The 25971-nt window shown below is 57.4% G+C and carries 20 protein-coding genes and 3 pseudogenes; 14 read left to right on the top strand and 9 right to left on the bottom strand.

What is annotated here, in order from left to right:
• Positions 1–50: 50 nt before the first annotated feature.
• A complete protein-coding gene (locus AC0L3I_RS06430; protein ID WP_473526343.1) occupies positions 51–524 on the bottom strand; it encodes a phosphatidylglycerophosphatase A family protein in 474 nt (157 codons plus the stop codon).
• Positions 525–787: 263 nt separating this feature from the next.
• Here AC0L3I_RS06430 and AC0L3I_RS06425 point away from each other — a divergent pair, with 263 nt between their 5' ends.
• Positions 788–1414 (top strand): CDP-alcohol phosphatidyltransferase family protein, encoded by a 627-nt coding sequence (locus tag AC0L3I_RS06425; RefSeq protein WP_473526342.1) that lies wholly within the window; start codon positions 788–790, stop codon positions 1412–1414.
• Positions 1415–1564: 150 nt separating this feature from the next.
• Here AC0L3I_RS06425 and AC0L3I_RS06420 read toward each other — a convergent pair whose 3' ends face one another.
• Positions 1565–2239, bottom strand: a complete 675-nt coding sequence (locus AC0L3I_RS06420; protein WP_123147269.1) for a protein-L-isoaspartate(D-aspartate) O-methyltransferase — start codon at positions 2237–2239, stop codon at positions 1565–1567.
• A gap of 573 nt (positions 2240–2812) precedes the next feature.
• Here AC0L3I_RS06420 and AC0L3I_RS06415 point away from each other — a divergent pair.
• The gene (locus AC0L3I_RS06415; RefSeq protein ID WP_473526341.1) at positions 2813–3805 is read left to right on the top strand and encodes a glycosyltransferase family 2 protein; all 993 of its coding nucleotides are present in this window, start codon (positions 2813–2815) and stop codon (positions 3803–3805) included.
• 189 nt (positions 3806–3994) lie between these two features.
• Here AC0L3I_RS06415 and AC0L3I_RS06410 read toward each other — a convergent pair whose 3' ends face one another.
• Positions 3995–5236, bottom strand: a complete 1242-nt coding sequence (locus AC0L3I_RS06410; protein ID WP_473526504.1) for a polysaccharide biosynthesis/export family protein — start codon at positions 5234–5236, stop codon at positions 3995–3997.
• A 179-nt stretch (positions 5237–5415) separates the two neighbouring features.
• Here AC0L3I_RS06410 and AC0L3I_RS06405 point away from each other — a divergent pair.
• The 8 genes and pseudogenes from AC0L3I_RS06405 to AC0L3I_RS06370 form a co-directional block, all read left to right on the top strand.
• Positions 5416–5555: pseudogene (locus AC0L3I_RS06405) on the top strand (molybdate ABC transporter permease subunit); the annotation flags it as partial.
• Positions 5556–5961: 406 nt separating this feature from the next.
• Positions 5962–6390: an IS66-like element accessory protein TnpA gene (gene tnpA / locus AC0L3I_RS06400; RefSeq protein ID WP_473526340.1), complete on the top strand. Its 429-nt coding sequence runs from the start codon at positions 5962–5964 to the stop codon at positions 6388–6390.
• Positions 6391–6851: 461 nt separating this feature from the next.
• Positions 6852–7004 (top strand): annotated as a pseudogene (locus tag AC0L3I_RS06395) (transposase); the annotation flags it as partial.
• Positions 6932–8038: an IS3 family transposase gene (locus AC0L3I_RS06390; protein ID WP_473526339.1), complete on the top strand. Its 1107-nt coding sequence runs from the start codon at positions 6932–6934 to the stop codon at positions 8036–8038. The pseudogene AC0L3I_RS06395 and the gene AC0L3I_RS06390, both read left to right, overlap by 73 nt.
• A 175-nt stretch (positions 8039–8213) precedes the next feature.
• The gene (locus AC0L3I_RS06385) at positions 8214–9002 is read left to right on the top strand and encodes a TylF/MycF/NovP-related O-methyltransferase (RefSeq protein ID WP_287119978.1); all 789 of its coding nucleotides are present in this window, start codon (positions 8214–8216) and stop codon (positions 9000–9002) included.
• A 213-nt stretch (positions 9003–9215) separates the two neighbouring features.
• Positions 9216–9998 (top strand): FkbM family methyltransferase, encoded by a 783-nt coding sequence (locus AC0L3I_RS06380; RefSeq protein WP_473526338.1) that lies wholly within the window; start codon positions 9216–9218, stop codon positions 9996–9998.
• Positions 9999–10362: 364 nt separating this feature from the next.
• The gene (locus tag AC0L3I_RS06375; RefSeq protein WP_473526337.1) at positions 10363–10578 is read left to right on the top strand and encodes an exopolysaccharide production repressor protein; all 216 of its coding nucleotides are present in this window, start codon (positions 10363–10365) and stop codon (positions 10576–10578) included.
• Positions 10579–11154: 576 nt separating this feature from the next.
• On the top strand, positions 11155–13023 hold the full coding sequence (locus AC0L3I_RS06370) for a Wzz/FepE/Etk N-terminal domain-containing protein (protein ID WP_473526336.1): 1869 nt from the start codon (positions 11155–11157) through the stop codon (positions 13021–13023).
• Between the two features lie 272 nt (positions 13024–13295).
• On the opposite strand, the gene AC0L3I_RS06365 is transcribed toward AC0L3I_RS06370, so the two are convergent.
• Genes AC0L3I_RS06365 through AC0L3I_RS06355 form a run of 3 tightly spaced genes read right to left on the bottom strand, consistent with a single transcriptional unit; the run spans position 13296 to position 16694 of the window.
• Complete coding sequence (locus tag AC0L3I_RS06365) at positions 13296–14399, bottom strand: glycosyltransferase (RefSeq protein WP_473526335.1); 1104 nt, start codon at positions 14397–14399, stop codon at positions 13296–13298.
• Positions 14400–14433: 34 nt separating this feature from the next.
• Positions 14434–15417 (bottom strand): glycosyltransferase family 2 protein, encoded by a 984-nt coding sequence (locus tag AC0L3I_RS06360; RefSeq protein ID WP_473526334.1) that lies wholly within the window; start codon positions 15415–15417, stop codon positions 14434–14436.
• On the bottom strand, positions 15414–16694 hold the full coding sequence (locus tag AC0L3I_RS06355; RefSeq protein ID WP_473526333.1) for an O-antigen ligase family protein: 1281 nt from the start codon (positions 16692–16694) through the stop codon (positions 15414–15416). The genes AC0L3I_RS06360 and AC0L3I_RS06355 overlap by 4 nt, the downstream gene beginning before the upstream one ends.
• 393 nt (positions 16695–17087) lie before the next feature.
• Here AC0L3I_RS06355 and AC0L3I_RS06350 point away from each other — a divergent pair.
• Positions 17088–17310 (top strand): annotated as a pseudogene (locus AC0L3I_RS06350) (transposase); the annotation flags it as partial.
• 304 nt (positions 17311–17614) lie between these two features.
• The gene (locus AC0L3I_RS06345) at positions 17615–18307 is read left to right on the top strand and encodes an O-methyltransferase (RefSeq protein ID WP_473526332.1); all 693 of its coding nucleotides are present in this window, start codon (positions 17615–17617) and stop codon (positions 18305–18307) included.
• A gap of 453 nt (positions 18308–18760) precedes the next feature.
• Here the strand turns inward: AC0L3I_RS06345 and AC0L3I_RS06340 are convergent, their stop codons facing one another.
• Positions 18761–19462: a class I SAM-dependent methyltransferase gene (locus tag AC0L3I_RS06340; RefSeq protein ID WP_473526331.1), complete on the bottom strand. Its 702-nt coding sequence runs from the start codon at positions 19460–19462 to the stop codon at positions 18761–18763.
• Between the two features lie 75 nt (positions 19463–19537).
• Positions 19538–21598 (bottom strand): hypothetical protein, encoded by a 2061-nt coding sequence (locus AC0L3I_RS06335; protein ID WP_473526330.1) that lies wholly within the window; start codon positions 21596–21598, stop codon positions 19538–19540.
• 661 nt (positions 21599–22259) lie between these two features.
• On the opposite strand from AC0L3I_RS06335, the gene AC0L3I_RS06330 reads away from it, so the two are divergent.
• Complete coding sequence (locus AC0L3I_RS06330) at positions 22260–23117, top strand: hypothetical protein (RefSeq protein ID WP_473526329.1); 858 nt, start codon at positions 22260–22262, stop codon at positions 23115–23117.
• Positions 23118–23619: 502 nt separating this feature from the next.
• A complete protein-coding gene (locus tag AC0L3I_RS06325; RefSeq protein ID WP_473526328.1) occupies positions 23620–24312 on the top strand; it encodes a class I SAM-dependent methyltransferase in 693 nt (230 codons plus the stop codon).
• 32 nt (positions 24313–24344) lie between these two features.
• On the opposite strand, the gene AC0L3I_RS06320 is transcribed toward AC0L3I_RS06325, so the two are convergent.
• Entirely contained in the window at positions 24345–25847 is a 1503-nt protein-coding gene (locus tag AC0L3I_RS06320; protein WP_473526327.1) for a lipopolysaccharide biosynthesis protein, read from the bottom strand.
• Positions 25848–25971 lie beyond the last annotated feature (124 nt).

Below are 25971 nucleotides of genomic sequence, written 5' to 3'. Positions count from 1 at the left end.
GCGGCAGATTTTAGAGGAGAGAGGTCTGTTTTTCCCTCGACTGTGGCAGGTTACGGCAAACGTTGAATCAAATCGTTCAGCAAAAGCAGCAACGCGCCGGCGACCACAGCTGCAGCCGCGTCGTCCAGCATGATGCCGACCCCACCCCTTACTTTCTCATGCACGACGCCGATGGGCCAAGGCTTGACGACGTCGAAAAACCGGAAAGCAAGGAAACCTGCTGCCCACCAGACCGGGTCGAGCGGCAGCATGGAAAGCGTTGCGGCGGTGCCGAAGGTCTCGTCAATGACGACGATCTGCGGATCCTCCGTCCCGGTACGGGAGATGACATGCGACGACGCCCATACTCCCACGGCGAATACGGCCATGTAGGCAAGCACGATCAGCCAAGGCGATGCAGGTATCAGGAGCGCGGCAAGAGCCACTCCGACGCTCGCGCCGACCGTGCCCGGCCATACCGGAGATAATCCTGCGCCGGCAGAGGTCGCGAGTAGGTAAGCAAACTTAGGCAGAAATTTACGCATGGAGTTTTCGGACGGCTTCCCCGCGAATTGCGAATATGGGTTATAACGAAATTTTCCGTTTCGCCGCCAGCTTGGCAGCCTCTGGCTACCTTAATCCATTGGCCGCATTCGCCAAAGAAACGCTGCTGGCTTGAACTGGGAAAGACGTCTGAGCCGGTCTCGGCCCGCGTTGACCAACTCGAACGGTGCCGATGGGCTGGAACGAACCCGCAATTTGCCGGTTAAGCTCCGCGCAACGACATCATCAGAGGAGCCGAGTAATCATGATCGCCGGTCTCATGAAACGTCGTATCGACCCGCTATGGGAGCATGCCGCTTCTCCGCTGGTCGGGATCGGCATGACCCCGAACCAGGTAACATCAGGCGGGCTAGTGCTCGTGGCCCTGTCGTGCGCCGCCTATCTGTACCACCAGTCAAGCCTTGCCTTTGGCCTTTGCCTCGCGTTTGCCTTCACCTTCGACGCGCTGGACGGCGCGGTTGCCCGTCGCAGACATATGAGCACCAAGGCCGGTGGTTATTTCGACGCCATGGCCGACCGTTATCAGGAACTTGCCGTTTTTGCGGCAATAGGCTGGGTCGCCGATCTGTGGGCGATCGCAATGATCGCATTCGCCGGCGGGATCCTCACCAGCTACGCCAAGGCGCGGACGGCGATCGAAATCCCTATAGAAAACCACGCGTGGCCGGATTTCTTCGAACGGATGGAACGCCTTGTGTTCATTTGCGTGCTGCTGGTCGCCGACGGATTGGCGACCGCCAAGGGCGCCGCTTCGCCCTGGATTCTGACGGGCGGGTTCGCGCTTTACGCACTGCTGGCAAACGCCACAGCTGTGCAACGGATCAATCGCGCATTTGCGATGCTCAAACGAGCGGACGCGAAGCAGCCGTGAGCCCGCGAGAACCCATACTGGTTTTGGGCGGCGGAAAACGCGAGGCGCTGTCGTGGGGACAGTCGGATAAAAACAATCCTCGCGCGGCCTGCGTCATCTCTGGCCATAGCGAAGTTGCTGACCCTGTGGGGCCAGATGTCCGCACCGTCGTTAGACCGTTTCGAGCCGGCTGAACCGAACCGGGATGAGTTTGCGAGTCTTCAGTTGCCCTGCCGAATTCTTGTCGATGACCGTCAGCAACTGCACTTCCTCAGGTCCGACAGGCAGAACCAGGCGTCCCCCCGGCTTGAGCTGATCAAGTAAAGCCGGCGGCGCCCGCCCAGCCGCAACGGTGACCAGGATCTTGTCGAATGGGGCGTGCTCGGGCCAGCCGCGAGACCCGTCCCCGACACGAATGCTGACATTGGATAGACCGAGGCCCTGCAGGAGAGTCTCGGCGTGGCTTGCGAATTCCTCGATGATTTCGACGCTCCAAACGTGCCCGGCGAGTTCCGCGAGGATTGCGGTTTGGTATCCCAGCCCGGTGCCGATCTCGAGCACCGCCTCGTGCGGTTGGGGAGCAAGGAGATCAGTCATGAGAGCGACGATGAACGGCTGCGAGACGGTTTTATCGAAGCCGATCGGCAGCGGCATGTCCTGGTAGGCATAAGGCGCAACCGAGGCTGGCACGAAGAGATGCCGCGGCACTCGCCGCATCGCAGCCATCACGCGCTCATCGAGCGCCGCCTTGCCGAGTTCTTCGCTTGCAAGGTCGGTATGGATTGCAATCATCTCGACCATGTGCCTGCGTAGCACTGCGAGATGCTCTTCGTTCATTGGCTTCATGACCGTCGGGCTTTCTTCAACCAGGCTTGCTGCCAGATAGGCTTATATCCTGTTCGTCACAGCAACGCCCGCCATCGTTTCCAGTTGCGGGTGGCACACGGCGACCGGAGGTAATTTTGGCGTTGCATCTTGATAGATATCGTCGGCGGCCCTGGAGATCCGGTGCCATGTCGCCATAACGGTATGTCCTGGATCGCGGTGATTGAACGATGAACGGCTGAATCGCGTGCATGCGTGGCAGCCGGCGATCTCGACCGGGGCGTTGTCGTTGTAGTAGTGGACGCCTGTTTCACCGATGCTGCGACTGCTGCATGGCTTCGGCAGCGGATGCCGCGACGGGCGGTTCGGGAGGTTCCCCACTCACCTACACAATCGGAGTTCCTAAACATCCAGCTAAAGTCCGGAGGCCGCTACTTTATCGCTTCCAGGAGTGCTGAGTGGAACTCGCCGGGGGCCTCTGCCTTGCCGCTCGGCCGTCGTGGTTGAATCCTCATCAGCTAAAGTAGTGAAATCTGATGGAACTACCGGCCCTGATGTGCCATTTTACCACGTCGTGAGAGAAGACGAAGGCAAATGAGCCAGCACAATGCCACTGTGATAGGCGTCGTGGTGCCCATGTTCAATGCCGAGAGAACCATTCTCCCGACGCTGACCAGCATCTGCCAGCAGAGCCACCAGGCGCTGGACATTATCGTAGTGGATGATGGGTCGACGGACCGGTCCGCGTCAATCGTGGCCGCCTATGCCGAGCAGGATCGGCGTATACGCCTTTTCAGGCAGCCGAATGCGGGTGTTGCGCACGCACGCAACAGCGGCGCCGCTGCCACCGATGCGGAGTTTCTAGCGTTCGTGGACGCGGATGATCTTTGGGCTCCATCCAAAATCGCACTGCAACTGCGCGTCCTGCAGGAAGGAGGCTCGTCAGCTGGCCTGGCATATTGCTGGTTTGCGGAGATCGACGAGGACGGTCGGATATTTTCATTCAAACAGCCCGATGCCGATGGTCGCGTGCTGCAACGCATGTGCAGAAACAACTTTGTCGGTAACGGAAGTTCGATGCTTGTACGTCGCTCCGCATTCGAGCGGGCGGGACAGTTTGATCCTTCCCTGAGGGCGAGGAACGCACAAGGCTGCGAAGATCTTCTAATGTGCCTCAGAATAGCGGAGAATTACGAGTATCGTGTCGTGCCCCAACATCTAGTGGGTTACCGGAGGACGATCGGCAACATGTCGAGCGATGTCATGCAGATGTTTCGTTCGTATGAAATTGTACTGGCCGAGTTTCGCGAGAAATATCCGCAATTTGGGAGCGATCTCAATGCCCATCTGCTTGACACGACCAATGGGCTTGCCGTGAGAGCTTTGATTCAAGGGCGGCCTTCCGCAGCCTGGTACCTGTCGAAGAAGCTCGTTGTCCTGGAGCCGCGCACGGCCATTTCACGTCTGCCTCACACGGTCGACGTCTGCTGCCGGGGGCTGGTTCCTCGCTGGATCAAGGTTCGAGTGAAACGGATGCGAAACGCCGAGTCTCGGCCTCTTTATGGAAAGATTTATCTGGAGAGGTGAGCGCGTCCCTGTTCGGGCGTACCGAGCCGGAGCTGTTGAAGCTAGATGCTTGATCCCAGGCTTTGGCGGCGCACGCGGCAGTCACGTCATTGCCTGGACCCTGAGCGGCCACCAAAACGATCTTGGCCCGGACCACATTTCCATAGGACACGTGCAACTACGCGCCGCCTCTATACAATATTTAATTGTTTAGTTCGCGACCGCCGCTCCTGGTGGGGCCTCCAGCGTAATTGTGATGGTGTCACCCGGAGCAAGCAGAGTATCTTCAGTCGCCTCGGTCGTCGCTGCTTGTCCGTCAGTGGAGCGGGTTACACCGATCGTAATTCGGTCCCCTTCGCCTACAAGGTCGCTGCGCATCTGCATCACGTAGGCGATTTGTTTGGTCAATGAATCCATCTCAGCGCGCATTTGCGTCATCGCCGCGCGTTCAGTCTGCAAGTCAGCCAACAGGTCAATTCGACCTTGGTCGATAAGCTTATCAAGACTGCGCTGCAAATCCCCTTGGTCGCGTTCAAGTCGAGCGATCTCAGCGTTGGTTTGCAAAGCGCGGGTCGCTGACAAGAGCACTGCGCGTTGAGCATCGTTGACCCTCGTGATCTGGATCAGACCTTTTTCGAAGAGCTTCTTGAGGCGATCAAGTTCCGCCGCATCTGCGGCTGCGCCCGCTTGATCCGCCTTCTGCTGCTCCTTCAGGTAGCCCATTCGTTCCGCCGCCTTGGTTGTGGCCAACTTAACCGAAGCGCGCTCCTTCTCCTGATCCGCATAGACAGCTTCAAGATGCTTCCCCTCCTGCTGCAAAGCTTCGTCGCGACGAGGTTCGAGGCTCGGGTCACGTTCTGCGTCCGGAACCTCAATCGCTCTGGCGCCGCTCAGCTGCGCCTCTATGCGAGCAGCTTTGATTTCGCTTTCCTGGTACTTGATGCGCAGAATGTGGAGGCGGCCGCCAAGGTCCGCTGCTGTCATTTCAGGGTTTTCAAGCTCACCGCGACCGAGCTTGTAGCCGCCGCCAGCCGCCACAGCTTGTCGGACAGTCATTCCTGGTCTGAAGGGCTGAATCCCAGGAGAGGCAATGTCCCCGTCAATATAGACGGGTCGATATTCCTCAATATCAACAATAATCTGATCTGGGTAAAAACCAGTCCAAGTCTCAGTGCCGTCGGCGGATCGTTGCGGAAGGGATTTTGGTTTTAAAACCTCAATTACCTCCTTGCGAACATCCACTATTGTCTTCCCGAGAACGTTTAGGGGGCCTAGGACCGGCAACACAATTACACCGCTTTGGTCGATCACAGCTCGCTTTTGCATCTCGGGATAGCCTATGACAGCGAAGCCGATCACGTCGCCAGTCTGCAGACGGTACTCGCCGACATTGTACTCCTCTGCTAGGGCAAGGCCATTCGATAGATTCGCGTTTGCGAACAACAGAAACATGCATGCGAGCGCAGCGCAGCTGCCTGCCCGCATCCAGCGCACCGATCTATTCAACATTCGCGATCACCCCGCAATGCTTGAGCATGACATCGACGCAGACCTTTCTCACAACGCCATTCCTTTGAGGCGAATTTACGCTCTGAACAATGGCAACAAGGCAGACGATGTTCCGAGATCGCCCCACTCTGATCATCATCCGGCTGGAAGAATACAACTATCCGGCGGCCACCGCGATCGGGGCGATCATGGTTGGCTATCGTTCGCGATGCTCCTGGTCGTCAATCTGGTGCAGTCGTGGAGCCGCAAACGCTATGGCTGACGTTACCATCGTGTCGTCGATCGGAAGCGACACCGCCGGCCAGCGAGCAGCCGGTCGCGCGCTACCTGATGGCAGTCGCGTTCGTCTTCCTGGTGGCCTGAGCGGCATTGGCCGCCTGAGGCGCGGCCGCCATGTCCGCCGCTCCGCTAAACACGGAAGCTGCGCGGCGGACACACCAACGTCGAAGCCATCCCATTTTGCTCAACTTGGCGCACACACCTCGACTCAGCCTCTGCCTAATCCAGATTGCATGGCATGGCCAATCCGCGTGGCAAACCTCTTCAGGCCGCCGAACGGGAGTAAGCGCTCGTTAGGCCCCCTCGATTTCCGACCTGCTGGCCTGACCCGACCATGCGAAGATGCCTCCGATATGGACGAGGTCTTGTGCATGGCAAGAGACGGCAAAATGGACGTCCAGTTGCACGTCCCAAGTGGAGGCTATGGCGGTCGGCTTGAAGTGATCGAAGGTCCGACAGGCCGGCGGCGGCGCACAGACGCGGAGAAGGCGCGGATTGTGGCGGAGAGCCTGATGCCCGGTATCGGGGTGGCGGAGGTGGCGCGCAAGTACGGGGTGACGCGCTGGCAGGTCTATGACTGGCGCAAGCGGCTGCGGCATGGGTCTGTGACGCTGCCCGAAAGCATGGCCGCGGCTCCCGCCTTTGCGGCGCTGCTGGTCGAAGAGCCGTCTCAGCCGAGGCAGGCCAGCGCTGGCATTGATATCATCCTGGCTGATATCGTGATGCGAGCCGGGCAAGATGCCGACGACAGGCATCTGTCGCGGGTGATCCGCGGGGTGCCGGCCGCGATACGATCACTTTTCCGTCATCGCCATTGACCGAGCGTCTTCTAGCTCTTTGGTCGGCGTTCCGACCGAGATACGCGCCATGTCGCGAGCCATCGCCTGGAGCTCTGCCACCCTTGCGGACACCTTAGGGTCGGCCAGGAGGCGAGAGGCTTCGGACCAGATGGTTTCTGGCTTGGTTTTCTCCCTTACATCGAAGGCGCTCCGGTAGGCTTTGCCCCGTTGCCGCACTCGACATAGGCCAGCGCGAACGCTTCCCGCTTTGCAGTTAATTCGCTCATGTGGGGAGATTTTCTTTGTTATGATTGTCGTGCTGCCAATTGGGGGACGCAGATGACAAACCTAAAATTTCATCCGCCGAGGCGAAATTGCGCCATTTGCGCGACGTTATGAACAACCTATCCGTATTTCGCGGTCGGAGGTCGAGCGGTGACCTTGCCCCTTTGATCTAATCCGGTTTGAAGTTCGTTCTGGCCCATCGAGAGGACCAGGACATGAAACGCAGCCGCTTCTCTGAAGAGCAGATCATCGGAATTTTGAAGGAACACGAGGCCGGGGTATCGGTTGCCGATCTGTGCCGCAAGCACGGGGTCAGCGACGCCTCGATCTACAACTGGAAGGCCCGCTTCGGCGGGATGGATGTGTCCGAGGCTCGGCGGCTGAAGGCGCTGGAGGACGAGAACACGCGGCTGAAGCGGCTTCTGGCCGACGCCATGCTCGACAATGCCGCTTTGAAAGATCTTCTCGGAAAAAAATGGTGACGCCCGCTGCCGAGCGAGAGGCTGTCGCGCATCTTCGAACGGCATTCGAGATGAGCGAGCGGCGGGCGTGCAAGACCATCGGCTGCTGCCGGATGACGGTTCGCCACAAGGCGAGCAGTGGCGACGATGGTGACCTGCGGGAGCGGATGAAGGCGATCGCGCATGAGCGCCGGCGCTTCGGCTATCGCCGCCTGCACGTGCTGCTGCGGCGGGAAGGTTATGTGGTCAATCACAAGCGTCTGTTCCGGCTCTATCGCGAGGAGAAGCTTGCCGTTCGGCGCCGTGGCGGCCGCAAGCGGGCGATCGGGACCAGGGCGCCGATGCTGGTGCCGCTGAGGCCCGACGAGCGCTGGTCGCTCGACTTCGTATCGGACCAGCTCACCGACGGGCGCCGCTTCCGCATCATGGCCGTCGTCGACGACTGCACGAGAGAGTGCCTGGCACTCATCGTTGATACGTCTCTCTCGGGCATGCGGGTTGCCCGAGAATTGGACCGGCTCATCACCGAGCGCGGCCGGCCGAGAATGATCGTCAGCGACAATGGCAGCGAGTTCACCTCGAACGCCATTCTCTCCTGGGCAGATCAGAACCGCGTCGAATGGCATTACATTACGCCCGGCAAGCCGATGCAGAATGGCTTCATCGAGAGCTTCAACGGCCGACTGCGCGATGAACTGCTCAACGAGACGCTGTTCTTCGGCCTCGACCATGCCCGAACAACCATCGCCGAATGGGCAGACGACTACAACCGATCGCGCCCACATTCGTCGCTCGGATACATCACGCCTGCGGCTTATGCCGCCAATCTCACCGCAACGGACGATCGGCTGCGCAACCCCGACCAGCTCCGCCGATCACCCGTTGCTCAAGCCGCGCCATACGGCGTAAAACCCGCCGAGGCTCTAACTGCAGCCGGATGAAAATTCAGTGGCAGGTCAGTGGAAGATAGGTGTCCGACCAACGGCTGGAAAATAGAAGCCGGATGACGCGAGAGTGTCATGTCCGGTTTCGTGAGCGCGGAGAGGTGAAATTCCTCTCCGCTACTCGACTACTATAATCCGTGCAATCCGTGCGTTTGGATGCTAGGAGGAGAAGATGGATATGAACCGGCGAGCTTCTTTGTGGAGAGCTAGGTGGGAGAGGCTCAGGGTTCTTACACGTAAGGTCGGAAGACAAAGTGATATCACCTTTCAGGAGTTGGTGAAGAGGAATTGCCACCTTCTGCCCGGCGCTGAATATTCACTAATTTTCGAGGAGGCGCGGCAAGCGACTTCGCTTGAGGATGACAATCGCAACCAGACTAGAAAGTTCCTTCGGCAAGCTGGCCTTTACCACTGTCTTCGATCGGTCCTCGGTTCTGGGCTCGAAGGCGATTTCGCGGAGTGCGGCTCCTTTCGCGGTCAAGCTGCCTATCTGATCGCGCGATTGATGGAACTGCACAATCGCAGTGGAGAGCTCCATATTTTCGATAGCTTCGCGGGCCTCTCACAGTTCGTCAAAGCCGACAATGTGGGGCTTCAACGAGATAAACAGCAGACTGATCGTATGCGTGCGCACTTCGCGTTTCCGGAGGAAGTTTTGTGCCGGAATTTGGCACGGTTCGATATTATACGTGTGCATGCGGGCTGGATACCAGAGCGGTTTCCTGAAGTTGCCGATAGGCGTTTTGCACTTACCCATATAGATGTGGACCTGTATGAGCCGACACTCCAAAGCCTCAGGTTCTTCTATCCGCGCACTGTGCCTGGCGGCTGGCTCATCGTGGATGACTACAATTCTGTCTCATTCCCAGGCGCCAAAGCAGCGGTTGATGAATTTCTGAAGGATGAAACTCCCTGTTGTGCGCTACCGCAGCAGGTCGGAGCCTTCCTCATTCGGAAGTAATGATCGGATCGAAGGCGACTCGACAGACAATGAAACAGTCACTGGTGGGTCGAATACAACTCTTGCCGCGGATATCAGGCGGGCGGGTCATGCTAATGATAGTTTCGTCAAGACCCTAATGCTACTCTCCTTCGGAAGGGTGATTTAGGCAGAGCGCGACCAACTTATTATTCTAATATCTTGCTTTGCACCTCATCTCCTTAGGAGGGCAATGTGGACCGCGACTTGGTTTATGACGTCGGTATGCATGATGGCGATGATACGGCGTTCTATATGAGCCAAGGCTATCGTGTGGTGGCGATTGAGGCAGACCCTGCGCAAGCGGAAGCAGGGCGAAAACGGTTTGCTGCTGAGATCGAGAAGGGCCAAGTTCACGTCGTTGAGGCTGCGATTGGGCCAAGTCACGGACAAGCCTCATTTTGGATCAGTAGCAATCCCGAGCTCAACTCGTTCGATAGGCAAAATGCGGAGGTGTGCAACAACACTTCTCATGAGATCCAGGTCACTTGCCGACCGATGAACGACATCTTGGCCGAGTTTGGAACACCCTATTACCTCAAGGTTGATATCGAGACTGCAGATCATTTCTGCTTGGAGGCACTTGAACCAAACGATCTCCCTCAATTCGTCTCGTTTGAAAAGAGCCGTTTGGAGGATCTGTTCTTTATGCACAATCTCGGCTATTCGCGTTTCAAACTGATTGCGCAGGAGGATTTTCGGCAGCTAAGTTATAGCCCCGATCAGGCCAAAAAATGGTCACGAAATCTAAGACCATTGCGAAGTCGTGTTCGACGTATGCTGGGTCGCCGTGCACCAGAGAATGTTGCAAAGAAACATTCTGCCTACGGCTCCTCGGGTCCATTCGGTGATGAGACTGATGGCCCGTGGCGGCAAATGAAGGAAGTTGCATTTACGTGGCTTGCCTTTGATCTTGGCCACACCGGTGATCCTGACCCTGTCTGGCATGACTGGTTTGATGTGCATTGCGCACGCTAACAAGGTATGGCCCCGGAGCGGAAAGCCATCCGTATGAAATAGCCCCCGAATGAACCGGACACGATCTCCATCTTGATAAGGGACAGGAGTAATGTCGTGTCTATGACTGGTAGCATTCCGAAGATTGAGATCCTGAACGGCCGCAAAGCGACGGGCGGCGGTGGTCGACGGCGGAGAAGCTGTCGATGGTCGAACGGGAGTTGGTCGCCTGGAAGCAAGCGACCCGGCACAGGTTGGGGCGTCTTTATTCGCACCTGCTAATATATTGGTCGCTCTGACGCGTTCCGATATGTTATGATGGTTAACGCGCTGAGGCCTGATAGCCAAGAAGCGCGTCACACCAGCGGCTGCGAGTGGGACGGCGATGTCCTTTTTGCTTTTTTTGCGAGGCCTTATCGTAGTATTGTTGGCATTCGCCATCAGTATATATTTGCTCACCTCCTCCCTCTGGGGCACGCTTGTCCAAACGTTAATTTGTGGGATCTTGATACAGATCGGGTACTTTGTTGCTGTCATGCTGCTAGTGTGGCGCTCGGTCTCCAAAAAGTCGGTGACTCCGAAATCACACATCGCGCGATGAGCCGAAAGGGAGCAACTGCCGAGCCACTTAGTAAGTGAGGCGGGCCCCCTCCGCCTTTATAGGCTCTGGCTGCTAGAGCAGGACGATCACCAAGATGACACCCCACACCACGAAACAAAATGTGACTGCAACCTGTCTCATTCGGGCAGCGGAGAGGCTTTCCGCGAGGCGCCAGATGCGCGCAGGACCCTTGAGGTGATCGTTATCGCGCGTCTGTGATCGACGAGCCATTCCTGTTTCCCGCAGGACAGGCTCAACCTGAGCCCGGAATCTCTTGCTCAGATGTTTTGCCATTTGGCAATACGACTCAATTTCTTCCTTCAGTTGGAGCTTACGACATGCAGCGGAATTGCGGCAGTCGGAGCATGGGCCGCGTGAGGTTTCGTTTATTGCATCGAGGTTAGGAGTTGCGCCTTTAGCGAAGAGCGGGCTGATGCCCGCCCGAGCGGTGTGCCTGGGTGTGCCTGGGCTCCGCGGGCGTCGATACTGGATTTGCAGACATTTAGTCAGATAATGTGGTATGGTGTTTGTCACTACCAATGCGCTGCCAGTCTCATTCCACGGGTTTGAAGGCTTATGCTCCGCGAAGTTGAAAAGCACCCGGATTCTGCCTTCACATTCGGCGATCCTCAGTGGGGAACGATAGATCTCGAAACACTCGTGGCGGCAGCGCGACGGCAGTTGAGGTTCGTCCTTACATGCGCGCTCGCAGGACTTGTGCTGGGGCTGGCGTATCTTTGGGCCGAGGTGCCCTTGTACGAGTCGACGGCCAGAATCCTGATCGACAAGAACCAGCCATCCATCGTAACGCAGTTAACAGAGAGCGGAAGCTCCGCACAGCTTGACCCGATGATGCTGAGTCAGGTCGAATTGTTGCTTTCCGACCGCATCGGGCTAAAGGTCGTTGACAGCCTCGGTCTTGCTACCGATCGCTCTTTCTTGTCAGCGCCATATTCATTGCTCAACAGTCTCACGGGATCGGTCGCTCGGTGGCCATTCATCGGCAGTTCCGAAGCAAGCGGAGCGCCGGTGAAATCGAGTGCCGCGCGAGGACCCGATCCTCGATGGCAGGCATTTGGCATTCTGGCTGAGAATATAACGGTAGCTCGTGTAGGGCTTTCTTACATTCTGCAAGTCCAAGTTCGGTCGCCTAGCGCCGAAATGGCGCAAAAAATAGCCAGTAAGTATGCAGAAATCTATATCTCTGACCAAGTCGGAGCCAAAGACGAATCGATTATCCGAGCTCGCAGCGCACTGGCGGAAGAGCTCGAGACGGTGCGGAAGCGATCGGTCGATGCCGAGCTCGCAATCCACAGATTCCGAACAAACAATACGTTGACCAAGGAAACGCTGGTTACCTTGCGCCAGCTCGAACTTGAGGCGTCCTCTCTCAAGTCGCAATATGAACAGGTCCTGCAGCAGTACCAAGCGAGCCTGCAGAACCTTTCGATGGCGTTGACGGAGGCGCGGACTATCTCGGAGGCACCATACCCCAGCGGACCGAGTTCTCCGAACAGCAGTCTTACGTTGGCGTTCTGTCTCGTGCTCGGCGGCCTGGTTGGCGCCGGTGTGGGCGGAATTCGGGAGTACCGGGAGCGCTTTTTCCGCACGACGGCTCAAGTGCGCGATGAACTCGGACTTGAGACGCTCGGAATGATCCCTTTGCTGGACGGGAAGCCAATTCGCCGAAACAAGCACGATCGTGCGGCCGGAGAGCCGTCATTCATCGAGGTGGGGAACAGCGCTTTCAACTGGGTAGAACAACATCCGCGCTCGGAATTCGCTGAAGCGATGCGAACTGTGAAAGTCGCTGTTGATGTCGAGTTACCAAGGAAGAGCACTAAGGCGCTCGGCATTGTTTCTTGCCTCCCGGGAGAAGGGAAGTCTCTGGTCGCTGCTAATTTAGCGATGGTTCTTGCTATGCAGCGTTGTAAGACGTTGTTGATCGATGCCGATATCCACAATCCGGGCTTGTCCCCTATGTTAGCCAACGGCTGGGAACGAGGCTTGGCAAACTTGTTGGCTGGAGAACTCAATCCGAGAGACTTGCTGGCCCATCAGTCATTGCCACTGAGGTTCCTGCCCGGCGTGAACCAGAGCCAACAAAAGCTCGCAAGCACCGTGCAGCCTATCGAGAAAATGGGCGACTTTCTGCTCAAGGTGGGCCCTATGTTCAATTACGTCGTCGTTGATTTGCCCCCGTTGGCTCCAGTCGCGGACGTGAGGTCCTTTGTCCAGCACCTCGACGGCCTTGTTCTGGTTGTTGAATGGGGTGTGACCGCTCGTACATTCGTGCGCGAAATCCTCAACAACAACCCGATCCTGGCGGATAAATGCATCGGCGTTCTGCTCAACAAGGTCGATATCAAAAGAATCAAGCGGTACCAAAAGTTCGGCAGCGCCGAATTTTACAGTGAACGCTATAGTCAGTATTACCAGGCCTAGTTGTGGAACAGGCATTGTTTTGTCTTGAGCAGATAGCCCAAGGAGGCTTTGACGAACAAACTCCGTCCGGGCTTATCCGCGCGAGACGCAGGATATGGTGTTCGTCGGCAAGGACCGGCGATACATCGTCGCTTCCTCCAGTCGGTGGGCTGCGCGCTGGCATCGGACTGGGAAAAGGGCCGGGTCGAGAACCATGTCGGACAGGTGGGATGCCGAGCAGTCAGAATTCACGATCGGCCCGGCTATCCTGGTCGCCAGTGCTTTGCCGGTCCTTACATTCCGCCACCCAACACCGCCGTAGCGCGGACACGCAAAGCATCCTGCGAATAGGCCTCCAGCATATCGTGCCGTGCCTGTATTCCGATCTCTTTGCGAAGCGTTTCATCGCCCGCGAGCACTAACACTTGGGTCACCGCCATCTCCGCTGAGGGCACAGTAAGCTTCAGCATATTCTCTCCATGCTTGCCGTAATCCCGAATACCGCCGACGTCGGTCGCGATAATCGGAAGGCCGGCAAGCATCGCCTCGGCGACGACGATGCAGAACCCTTCCGTATCGGACAGATTGATGAACATGTCACGATCACAGGCCAGCTCGAACCAGCGTGCGACATATCCATGGAAATGCACGCGATCTCGAATGCCAAGCTCATCCGCCTTGCGCGAAAGCGCCTGCCGTTCCGGCCCATCGCCGTAAAGATCGAGGCTTGCAGAAACGCCGCGGTCTTGGAGCATTCGGATGGCCTCGATCAGGCGGTCAAAGTTCTTTCGCGCCATAAGGCGTCCGGCTGCAGCAAGGCGCAAGGGTGTGTGAAGCGCGTAGTCGCGCTTGTGGGAGGAAGCCCCATCGGCACGAAACAGAGGCACCACATGCGACCGGCGCCTGCGGGGCAGGAAGTATGCTTGTGTCTCCCGGAGCGTATTTTCGCAATCAGCCCAGATTTCGTCGACACGCCAGGACAGCGCCTTGAGCACAGGGCCATAAACGCCTTCGGCACGCCGGGAGCGGTAACGGGCGATGTGCTCGAATGAAACGCAGCGAAGCCGAGGAGCGAACATCGCAACTAGCCGTCCCAGGAGATTGGCCTGCTTGAGCGACAACACAACCATATCCGGCCGCCACTCCCGGATGAGGCGCAACATTACAAAGAACGTGCTCACGAAGGTGCGCAAGGAAGGCTCTTCGCTCTGCGACGTCAGGATAAGATTGTGCTCTGCGATCTTTGCGGCGATTTCATCGGCAAGAGCCCCGCGACCACGGCAACAGGCTAGAATCTTCAGCTCATGCCCGCTGAAAAATCCTGCTTGCAGCAAGGTCAGCAGCCCGTGCTCGGCACCACCGGGATCGAAGCCGTTGATGAAGTAAAGAATTCGCATGTGATACGGAAGCGTTCCCGATTGCCTTGTGCCTCTAGCGCTGAGCGCCCCGATATTCGTCAATGCCGCTCCCTTTGCGAAGGGCGCGGTAGAACAACAGTTTGGCTGCGCGGCGCACCTGGGGCTCCACGCCCCTCGGCAGGACGCAAAGAAGGATGTAAACGTAGACGCGCCAGGACAATGGATTGTGCCACATCGCGCGAATGAGCAAGCGCGCTCCGCGTTTCTTTTCGCCTTGAGCCACGCAATCATTGCCCGCCTTGGCGTACAAACGCGCGTTGCGCCGACGCGCGAGGTGCGTAAGTTCCGGCCGTCGCATGACCCATTCTCGCGTGAGGCGTTCGGCTACCGGCAGAAGCGCGTCGAGTCTGCGGGTTATGTTCGAGCCATGGCGCCGTTTATAGACGAGTGCTTCGGCCACATGTTGAAATGTCCAACGCTCGGCTGCGCGCATACAAAACTCTGTATCCTCTCCAGCCTTGAATGCCTCGTTGAATAACCCGATATCTTCGACCATCTCCCGCCGCATAACCATACTGGAAGGAACAATCGGCCCATCAAGCAGAAAATATGTCGGCAACGTATCGCACTGGTCCGCGCGATAGCGGCGCACGGCGACGTGTAGAGCATCGGACAGATCCGGCGCGGAAAAATCGACAAGATCACCATAGACAAGACCTGCCTTGCAGCCATTGCCCAAGACGGCTAATTGACGCTCAAGCTTGTCCTCGGCCCAGAAGTCATCGCCGTCGAGAATTGCAATAAGATCGCCGGCAGCATGTCTGATGGCAAGATTCCTCGCCGATGAAAGCCCGATACCCGCCGTCGTCAGGACATGTATGCGCGGCTCCCTGCGACCCAGCGATGCAATCACTTCCGACGAGCCGTCCATCGAGCCATCATTGACAATGATGATCTCTTTGATGTGGCTCGACGCGGTCTGATTAATCACGCTTTCCACTGCCTGCACGATGAAGCGTTCTTCATTGTGGCATGTCATGATAACTGAAACACTCATCTCGTGTTTCCTGGCAAGGGGCTCCCGAGGAATCGGGGATGTCTCATGCTCCCGGGGTGGCTCCTCCGCGTCCTGCGCAATGATAGACAAAGCCCGTGCCGCGTCAATTCAGGCAGGAGCGAGACAAGACTCAGCGTGACGAAAGCTCGTGTGCCGGAGGCTTCTGTTCCAACGTAAAGGGCGCAGGGTACAAGAAGCACGAGGGGCAGAAGCCGTGCCTGGGCCGCTCCGATCAATCCGTGAGAAAGGGCCCAGCTTAGAGTACGGCTTAAGCGAAACCACGCAGCAATCCATATGAGAATATAGAGGCTGAGCCCAATGATGCCGTTCTCGGTGAGGATGCGTTGAAACTCGCCATGTATCCCCAGCCGCAACTCGCCAGGAAGTCCGCTGAAATCCGTATCGATAATATTCTTGAATTGGTTCGTACCCACGCCCATCAGTGGATGTTCGGAGATGAGTTGTCTGGACAGAGTGAAAGCAAACGCGCGCTGGACATTGCTCGGGGTGTCACCAGGGGCATATTTCCCCGTCGCGACCAGATATTCGTATTGCCCCATGCTCAGCGGATCGAGAATGGTCTGCATTTGCTTCTCGACATAGGCGTTATCCATCGCGGTCGATAACATGAAAAGACCCACGAAGCCGGCGGCGATCGCCGGTACCATTGCAGCGAGCCGTCCGCGCATCAGAAGCGCAGCGGTCAGAAAGAGACAGATCAAAAACGCCTTGCGTTCCCCGGATAGCAGGAGCAGGGGAAGTATCCCTGCCCATGCAAACCAAAGGCCGCGCCGCTTGGCCCGTTTGGCGAAGAGGAGGAGCCCCGCGAGCGCAATTGGAAGGAAGGTGAATACGAGCCTTGGGTCGGCCAAGTGCTTCCAGCCGACCGAGTAGCCATGAGCCACATGCCAGGAGATCGTATAGGCGAGAATCAGCACCATGCCGAAAAGCAAGATGTTGACGGCCTTCTGCGTCTCGAGCCATCTAGCCTCCTGTGCGATGGCGAACGCAAAGGCGCCCACAGTGGACATCTGCAACAGCTCGCGCAGGCCGTTCTTCGCGTCCACGCTGAAGGCCGAGACCAAGTGCCAGCCGAAGAAGGGCAGGAGCAGCAGAAAACCGACTGAAAAAGCCAAATTTCGCCAACGCCCCGTCGCCAGGCCAATGATGAGCGCCAGCAAGGCGATCAGCTCGAACGGACGCAGCAACACAAAACCCGTTTCGAGCCTGATTGGCAGGAAGAGACTCAATATCGCGAATGTGAGGAGATAACGCATCACAGCCTGCTCGCGGCGCAATATTCTTTAGCACGTTCCCGTTTCCGAAAACAGAACTTTGTCGGACGTATCAATGCCAGCGCGCGGAGAAACACTTCGCCATTATCGAGCCCATGACCATTGTTCTGCCCGGTGTCTCACACGCGCCGGCAGGCTTTACAGGAATCGCACGAGCGGCGTAGGCGACAGGCGGGCCGTGCTGGCGCCGGTTCGAGCGCGGCGGCGAGGCTCGGATCTTCCACGTCGATCGTGGCGACCAAGGCCGCTGTGACCAAGATCGTGACTGACAATGTCGAGCGCGAGACCTACCTCCATACCGACAAAGTCGGCTGTACGGCGACGCCGATCAGATCTTCGCCGAGTATCACACCCTCAAGCACTCGGCCAGCGCGCGTCGTCCATACCGACACCGTCGAAGGCGTCTTCAGCGTCTTCAAGCGCGGCTTGGTAGGCGTGTACTAGCACACTGCTCCGAGAAGCATCTGAACCACTATCTCGCCGAGTTCGATTCAGGTACAATGCCCGCCAGTCGTTGGGGGTGAACGACGCGACGCGAACAGAGCGGGCGCTGAAGGGCGATGTCGGCAAGCGTCTCACCTATCGAACGACTGATTGAGGGTCCGAGCTTATATGGCCGAAGGGCCGAAGCGAAAGCCGCCGCCGAAGCGGAGGATGATCAAGTCTGAGCGATCCAAGCGGTTCAAGGAGACCGCTCGGAAGCTTGGCGCTGACGAAAGGGCGAGGCATTCACGCGCACGCTAAGAAAGATCGTGCCGCCTAAGCCCCACAATGACGGAGCCTAGGAAATAGCGTATCGGGATCCCATGCGAACCTTGTTGAGCGCTATTCGGCATTTAGCAAATCCACGCGTTGCATCAGAGATGATGCGGAAGCTCGCTCGTCGCGTAACCGATCCCCGAATGCGAGATGCCGATCATGGTGATGTTAAGGCATGGTGTGCGGCTAGCGCCCAGCACTGGGAGCAATTCTGCGAAAAGATGGATCCAGCTCTTTGGCTGGAGACGACAACGTATGCATCCGAGTTCAGAGGGATCGCACACAACCGGCTAGCCTCGGCAGAGATCACCCTTGGTGGCGGTGGCCATTATCCTCTGCTCTACTTTTTGGTGCGGCATTATCAACCGAAGATTGTTGTGGAGACTGGCGTGGCTGCCGGTTTCTCATCCAGAACCATCCTCAAGGCATTGGAGACGAACGGCGATAACGGCACGCTTTTCTCAAGCGATTTACCCTATTTTCGCTTGGCGAATTCTGAAAAGTACATCGGCTGGCTGGTCGACGACGAGCTAAAGAGGAATTGGCGCTTGTATAAGGAAGGAGACCGGAAAAACCTTCCTGACATCGTGAGCCAGATTACGGAGATCGACCTTTTCCACTACGATTCCGATAAATCCTATGTGGGGCGTCAGTTAGCCATGCGCCTCGTATTGCCGCGCTTGAGAGTCGGATCCATCATTGTGATGGATGACATACAAGACAACTGGTTCTTTCGTGATTTTATCCAGACGATCCGCGCTCCATACGCAGTCCTTGAATTTAATCGGAAGTATGTTGGCTTCATGCGATTGGAGGTAAAGCCATACTGGCTTTGATCGGTATCATATGCCCCAAATCGGCTCCACCGAAGCGGATGTTCATCTAAGCACCTCCGGCCGGGTCCGGCAGGCGGTCGATGCGGCCTAGCCGACGGTCTCGCTCTCCGGTGTCCAGGCTTCTGGCTGGTTGAGCACAGAGACCGCGCGAACATGGCAGCGAATCTTATGCCCGGTATCCCGCGAACTGAGCTCATAGCTTGTGCCGGTTTCGTCCACGATCGGAACGCCGTCGCGATACCAGAGACACTCTATTGCGACGCAATCACGTTCGATACGACAGTCAGTTCTTGGACTGGTGAAGCCTCGCCCAAGAAGACCGGCAATGCGCTGAATTTCGGCGGGACATCAAGGGGGATGGGTCCGCGCAGGACTCAGTGCACTCCATTCAGTCCGCAGAAAGCCTTTGAGAAAAGCAAGGGACATATCCGTGGCGGTGGTTCCAATCTCACCTCAGATAGGATCGCTCGTGCTCATCGCCCGGAAGCACATAAAAGCCTGAGAGTTTAGGGGCGGGCCCAAGCCCGGAAATGGAGAATATCCGATCGAGATCGGGGCGAAGCGGCAGGCGAGTCTCTGTCGAAGCACCCTGTAGTCAAACCCCTTGTGATCGAGATAGGCGCCGGACTTGCTCCGTGGGACCTGTTGCCAGAGAATTGCCGCACGGAATAGCTCCCAGGCGCTGTATCGCCATCGCGACTTGTTTATGAAAACGGCGTTGGGGTACTTGAGCAAGAGAATAGGCCCAACCATGATGGGCACGGAGATGATCAGAACTCCACCAGCCCGAAGAGAGCGCTCACAGAACGAGATGAACTCCTCTAATACGTGGTCGTCGACATGCTCGAGGGTTTCAAAGGCCAGCACCGCGTCTAGTACCTCATCAGGTATCTCTCCCAGGCTCCCTACCGGCGTGAACGATGGGGCTTTTGGCGTCACATAGGGATCATAGCCGTAAAGCGGTCCTGTCCAGCCCCCGCCGGCCAGCGTGTTAAGAAAGTCGCCATTGTTGGATCCGTAGTCGAGGATAGCGCTGCTTGGAGAGAGATGTTGCTTCACAAGTCGGATACCCCTTTCATGCCGGCTTCTCTGCGCAAACCGTGCAGCCGGGTTGGGGCTATTCACCGTCAAGCGATCATAGGCGGACGGACTCATATGTTTCTCCCGGGGCTGTCCTTTTTGCTCGGGCAGATGATGCCATAGTCAAGCCGCGAAAGCTCATTTGCACGATTACCTCTCTACGACGTCCGCTTCGGCTGTCCAGGCTTCCGGCTGATCAAGCAAAGAGAGCGCACGCACTTGGCACCGGATCCTGTGCCCAGCATCCCTCGCATTGAGCTTGTATGTTGCAGCAGTTTCGCCGATGATGGGAACTCCGTCACGATACCAAAGGTACTCCAGATGCGACGCTGGCACATTCGGCTGTACGCTCAGCGTGCTTCCGATTGAGGCAGAGCCGGAAAGCTCTGGCAATCGCGTGAAGCCTGCAGGCACCTCCGCAAGATCCGACTCCTTCTGGCGGACCCGAATATAGTCTATGGCCATGTCGTAAGTTTCGGATGGATCCGGCAAGACTCCGCCCCTGCCGGATCGAAAGCCCAAATCGACCATGATGTATTTTTGCGCGGCAAGCTCCGGCGTCGTCGGGCAACGTGCCACTTCATAGCCATCAATTACGAAGTATGTGTAATTATCTTCGATCTGGGCGTACCACGTATGAAACTCGCCGTCATATATGTCTATCGCGTTGGGGAAGCCGTTTGATTGGTCGATCGGGTAGCCGGCGATCTTCCTGCGCACGTCAGCAGCGGCGATTTGGGGATCGAGATAGGCAAGCGCCGGCTTATGCACATGCTGGCTGATATTGATCCACGTTCCGTCCTCCGCCCCATATTCCCAAAAGTCAGTTTCCAGACGATTCCGCGTCCGCCAAAACAGGTGCTCCTTGCCATAGGCCCAGAAGGCAGGAAAGAAGCCCGGGCGCGGCGCGGAAAGCTTGGGGAACTTGGCGCGGATCTCGAATATTCCTTTTCCCCACCACCGACCTTGGCCGTTGTTGTTGACCGAAGAAAACGCTCCGGTCCTCCAAACCTTGTTGTGGACGAGACGGAGCGACAGCGTGTGGCTCTCGGCATCGTGAATGTATGAAGACGGCGTCCCGGAAATCCGCTGTGCCTTCGCATCCCCGCCGATATTGGTGAGGTGCGTCGGCGCGAACCAGCCGCTGCTCTGTGCGCCTGTCAGATCGTCGACAATGGTGTTGGTCTCGAAATCGTCGAAGAACACCGTCGTATAGCGGCTGATATCGGGCGCCGCCTGACCGCGATGGGCTTGGTTCGTCCTTGTATCAACCGCCGCCCAACTTGCCCAAGCCTGCGAATCGAAGGCATAGCGCGCGGGATTGTCGCTGGCATCCACCGCCGAAGGCGGGCTCTTTCTATTGGGATGATCGTCGGGCAGGTCGGCTTGCCTGCCGGCGCGCCACATGGCCCAACCCACGAGCTTGTCGATCTGCGCATCATTGAGTTCGCTTAGTCCGATGATGATGCAGTCGATCGCGACATCGGCCCTCATCGGCTTATTCACATCGCCCATGAAGCTCTGCGATTTCATCAGGTTGGGTTTCAATGCATGAATCGCCTGGCCGGCCGTCTTGACCCCATTCACCACAGCCTGCATCACGAATCCGCGGCGGTACCCGACCATGACATTCCAGTCGTCAAAATCGGTCGAGTACTGCCCTTCCTCGCTCTTGAGCTTGCCGTCATGGAGCCGCGAAACGAATGTGCCGGCCGAGGGCTTGAAACAGACCTGGGGCTGGCGATGCACCGGGCCACCCTCCGCGCCATTGACGCAAACAACGGAAACGTTATCCGCACCGGTGTTGTTCACCGAATGGCACCGGGCGATCACGAGCCACCACCGGTGGAGATAGGGGGCATCCTTATCGACTGGCCAGGTCAACGCCTGTTTCGTGCCCTTCTTGAAGAGGACGCCGCCGTTATTCGGAAGCTTTGTTGGGCGCAGGGAGGGCTCGGCTTGCACCGCAGCCACCGGCTTCACGCCGCCGGATTGCCACGAGGAGATTTCGCCTTCGGCCAGATCCTCCTGAAACCAGGATTTCACAATCATTTCCGGGAACAGACCAGGACGCCAGGAGTCAGCTTCCGGCAGCGAGCCTTCCGCCGGGCCGGCGGCCCGAGCGTCCCGTCCTGGGCGACCGGATGCCGTCAGCACAAGGGCGGCGCATGCGGCCAGCGCCAGATCCCGGCGAGAAATGCGGTTGGTCATTATCGTGTGCCTTACCTATCTCACATCGCGCCAATATCCGCTGGTTTCGAGCTAAGGCTGCACCACGACGCCCGTTACCGATTATTGCGCTTCTCCTCGCAAAAACAATTCGCCGCTTAGTTTGGCTTTTCAATGACGCCCTGCGGCGCGCCGATGGGCAACAGAATCCTTCGAAACGGAGTGTCTGCGAGCATCGAGATACTATAGAACGAGCCGTTATCGTCATTCGTTCGGTCGAGGCGGCTCGAACATACGGGTCAACATGATCGCTGCCTCTCTCTCGACGTAAGATGGCCGCAGACAAGTTCTGGCAATTCTGCTACAAGGCGCTTAGCTTGCTCCGAAGATCTATCCGCGCGCCGGAACCCACTTGGTCAGGTCGTCTCCCGCGAGTTCAATGTGATGAACTTCGCCCGTCCTAGTACCTCCTTTCAGAAATCGGATTTCCCATGCGTTTTCGTGTGGTACGAGTAGCGCTTGCAGTGCTGTCCGGCACGCGGCGATGAAGCGGGCGCGCTCCTGACGATGGTCGACAACCAAAAACACGCGCGCTACGCGTACAGTGACACGAGCCTTTACGACGCGAGGGCTAGGAAATACTATCGCCCAATACACTCAGACAGGTCAATAGCGCACCGAACCGCAATCCCTGGACCCCAGAATGGATCGAGCCATTGTCATAAATTCCTTCGGCCGCGGCGGGTCGAACATTCTGGCGAATATGATCGGCTCTTCGCCCGGCGTCCTCATGACCTTCGATGAGTTTTGGCAGTTCTACTACAACGGCGGCTGGAATCTTCCTCCAAAGGTCTATCGGCGTCTGGGAGTCCGGGCGGGCAAGCTTGCCTCCAGGTCAGTGTTCTACGCGAAGCGATTTCAGAAGCGTCTGGAAAGAAGCATCCAAGCGTCGATCGCCGCTGACTACCAGCTGCGGAAGGAAAGGGGGCTCGATCTCGCGCTCGCGCGCCACGTCCTCTTCAAGGTGACTGAGTACGACATCTTCCTGAACTCTGAAATCGAGAAGCAGTTCGAAGAGACGATCTTCGTCGGGCTGGTGAGGAACGGCTACGGCCTTTGCGATTCATGGAACCGCCGAGGGGTACCGGCCATGATGGCGGGACGAGTCTACAGTCAGGTTGCCGGCAAGATGCTTGCCGAACAGGCTGCCAGAGACAACTACCTGCTTGTCAGGTTCGAGGACATGGTTGCCGACCCTCTCCGCTTTCTGGATCGTTTGTATGCGCATTTGGCGCTGCCGCGGCCGCGTGAGGACGCTTATATTCACAACCCGAAGGGTTATGGGCCCGGCCAGGAAGCCGCGGCGTCTGCCAGTCGCACCATGCGCTTAGTGGATAAAAGCTACTGGGCGTCACTCCTGGCTGAGAACATTAATGCTGCTGCGATGGAGCGACTGACGAGCGACGACCTGAAGGATTTCAACACATATGCCTCAGGCGTCATGGAGTCCTTGTACGAGGTTCGGTGGAGCAGCCCGGCCCCTGAACGCGCAGAAGGTTGAGCAACCGAACGATGCGAACGGTGATAGCGATGATGGCCTGTGGCAACAGGCGTCGCACACTGTAACTAGCGCATGGGGAATGCTCGCCGATGCATCCGAATGAAGCCAAGCACACTCAGGCGATCTTGGCTTCGATTCCGAGCGAAGCAGTGAACCTCTGCCTGAACATCGGCTCCTCGACGGCCACTTCCGGGCGGTGGATTAGTCCCACGTCAATTTGGTTGAAGACATGCTGAAGCCGGCGCTGCAAGAGCAACTGGGGTCGCTCCATCCATCCGCGGTACTCCACCTACTACCGCAGGGCAAAGGGCCGCAAGCGTGGCTCCGTCTCGGGCGGATAGTGGGACTGGAACAGCATGAACATCTCGGTTATCATCCCGGTCCGGAACAGAGCGGCCGTTATTCTGCGCGCTAGAGAGCGCGCTTTCGCGAGGCCTGCCCGGAGGGCGCTTGGACCACCAGCCAGTTCACTGTATGCTATTGATCGTTGGAGTGTTGGTAGATGCATTCAAGATCCGATACGCTCTATACAGGTCCAAAAGGCGCGCAATATTTTGAGCAGCGGGGCAGTAGCCGAACCGATACCGTACAGAAATCTAGAGCAAGGCTTTTTGAGGATTTCAGCAGCCATACGGATGTCGTTCTGGATTTCGGCTGTGGGACAGGCGGTATCCTCTCGTGCTTGCCAGCGGTGAAGCGAATTGGCGTGGAGATCAACGAGACCGCTGCTAAGCAGGCGTCTGCACATTTGGACCTTGTTGTTGGCTCACTTGCGGATATCCCGTCCAGCACGATAGACAAAATTATCAGCTATCACGCTCTCGAGCATGTCGACAGCCCTTCGACGGTGCTCCGAGAAATGTTGCGCGTCCTAAAGCCCTCTGGCGAGATGAAGGTATTCGTACCGTGCGAGATGCCGATCATTGCTCCGCAGCATCGCTCATGGTCAAACAATCCCCACATGCATCTTCATTCGTGGACCCCGCTCACCTTGGGCAATCTGTTTACGGTGCTTGGCTTTGAGGTGACTGCGGCCCGCATGCTTCCGGGTTCTGAAGGTGGAAGGCTCGGTGCGCTCTTTCCGAAGGACTCGGCGCTTCGTAAAGCTGCGGCTTTCTTAAAGGCATGTCGGACGGGAAGGTTTCATACGGCGGTCACCGCGCGCGCTCCTGCTGATTTACAGCACGACAGTTAGAATCACCGTGAAGGGTGGTATTCGGTCGTAAGTCAGCGTGGAATCCAATTGAGCCATGCTGCTTTCTTGGACGTTACGGCTTGCAGGACTTCCACTCCGCATTTCCCGAACAGAAGCGAAGCTCTCAAATAGAGAGTAACGGCAGATAGCGTGCCTATCATAAAAGCCCCGATCGCCAGCACAAGATAATACGGCGAGCCGGCGAACAGCATCCTGATCGCAGAACCGGCAGCGTAGATGACGGCAGCGAAGACAATTGGCGGGATATGGACGAGCACGAAATCCACGAATGGCAATCCGGTCATGCGGCAGCTAATGAAGGAATAAAGGACGAAAGTCACTAGAATGGCACCCGACACCGCCGCCGCTGCCGCACTGACTCCGTAAGGCGCCGCTAAAAATACGAATGATGTGACAAGCGCCGCATGGAAAATCTGCATGGACGCGCTGCGGTAGCCACTGCCTGTGGCGAGCATAACGGCGCCGCATAATTTAAATGCGACCCGGAAATACATTGCCGCGGAAAATACGGCAATCGGAACCACTGCGTCCACCCATCTAGGGCCGAACATTGTCAGTACGATCTCCTTGGCGAAGCAGCACAGGAACGCGCTGGTTGGTAGGGTGAGGGCTGCGGTCAAGGCATAGCCCTTCAGCTGGGCGCTGCGCAGCCTGGCCTCGTCTGTCTGCACTTTTGACAGCAACGGGAAAACGACCGTTCTACTCAGGTTTCCGAATAGATTCGCCGGCATTGCGATTAGAGTGAACGCCCTCGTGTAGATGCCAAGCTCCGCGGTCCCGAGCAAACGCGCGACGATGATCTTGTCCATGTATTGGCCGCCGAAGGCCAAAACTCCAGCCAAGGAAAATCCCAGGCTCTGCGTGCGGATCTCGCGGTAGGACTGCAGGTCGAAGCGTGGCTTGGCGAGATATTGTCGCGCGGTGATCAAGTAAATGCCAGAAAGAAAAATTGCCTCGGCCATGGCCGCGATCACCAGAGCCCAGTAGCTCAATCCGAGATAGGCAAGCGGAATAGCCAAGCCGACGTTGGCGACGGTCCATGCCGTCAAGTTCGCCATCGAGGAAACTTTGAATTTCAAGTTCCGCGATAGAACCGCCTCGGCCAAAAGGTTGAACGCGTTTGCAAACATAATGAAGGCGAGCACGCGGGAAACAATGTTGAGCTCCGGCACGCGAAAAAGATCGGCGATCACGCCCGCAAACACCCATTGAAGGACAGCGAGGCCTGTGGCGATCAAAAGGGACAGGAATGCCACGGTTCCCATATGGCGCTGGTCGAGATCCGCCCGCTGGACCACGACTTGCGACATGCCCAGATTAGCAATGACATTGCCGATGTCCACCATGATCAGCGCGGCGCCAACAATGCCGTACTCTTTGGGGGAAAGCAGACGCGCGAGAATGGCCGTAACCGGGAGAGTCAATAAGATCCGGGCCAGCAATGCGGCTCCCGACCACGAGAGCCCCTTGGCCGCCCTTCGCGTCAAGTCCTTATGTTCAATGTTCCCGTCCACGCTCGGTTGCCCAAAACTGTCCCATCATTATGCTGGCACTCCCTCCCTCCAACACGAGCTATGAAGGGTATTTGCTGCTTCGGCGGGAATAGGCAAGAGACGGGTATAGACAACTTTCTTGCTA

The organism is Mesorhizobium sp. WSM4840 (assembly GCF_055811755.1).
Note: the sequence above shows the minus strand (reverse complement) of the source record. Positions and strands in the feature narration are given on the sequence as shown.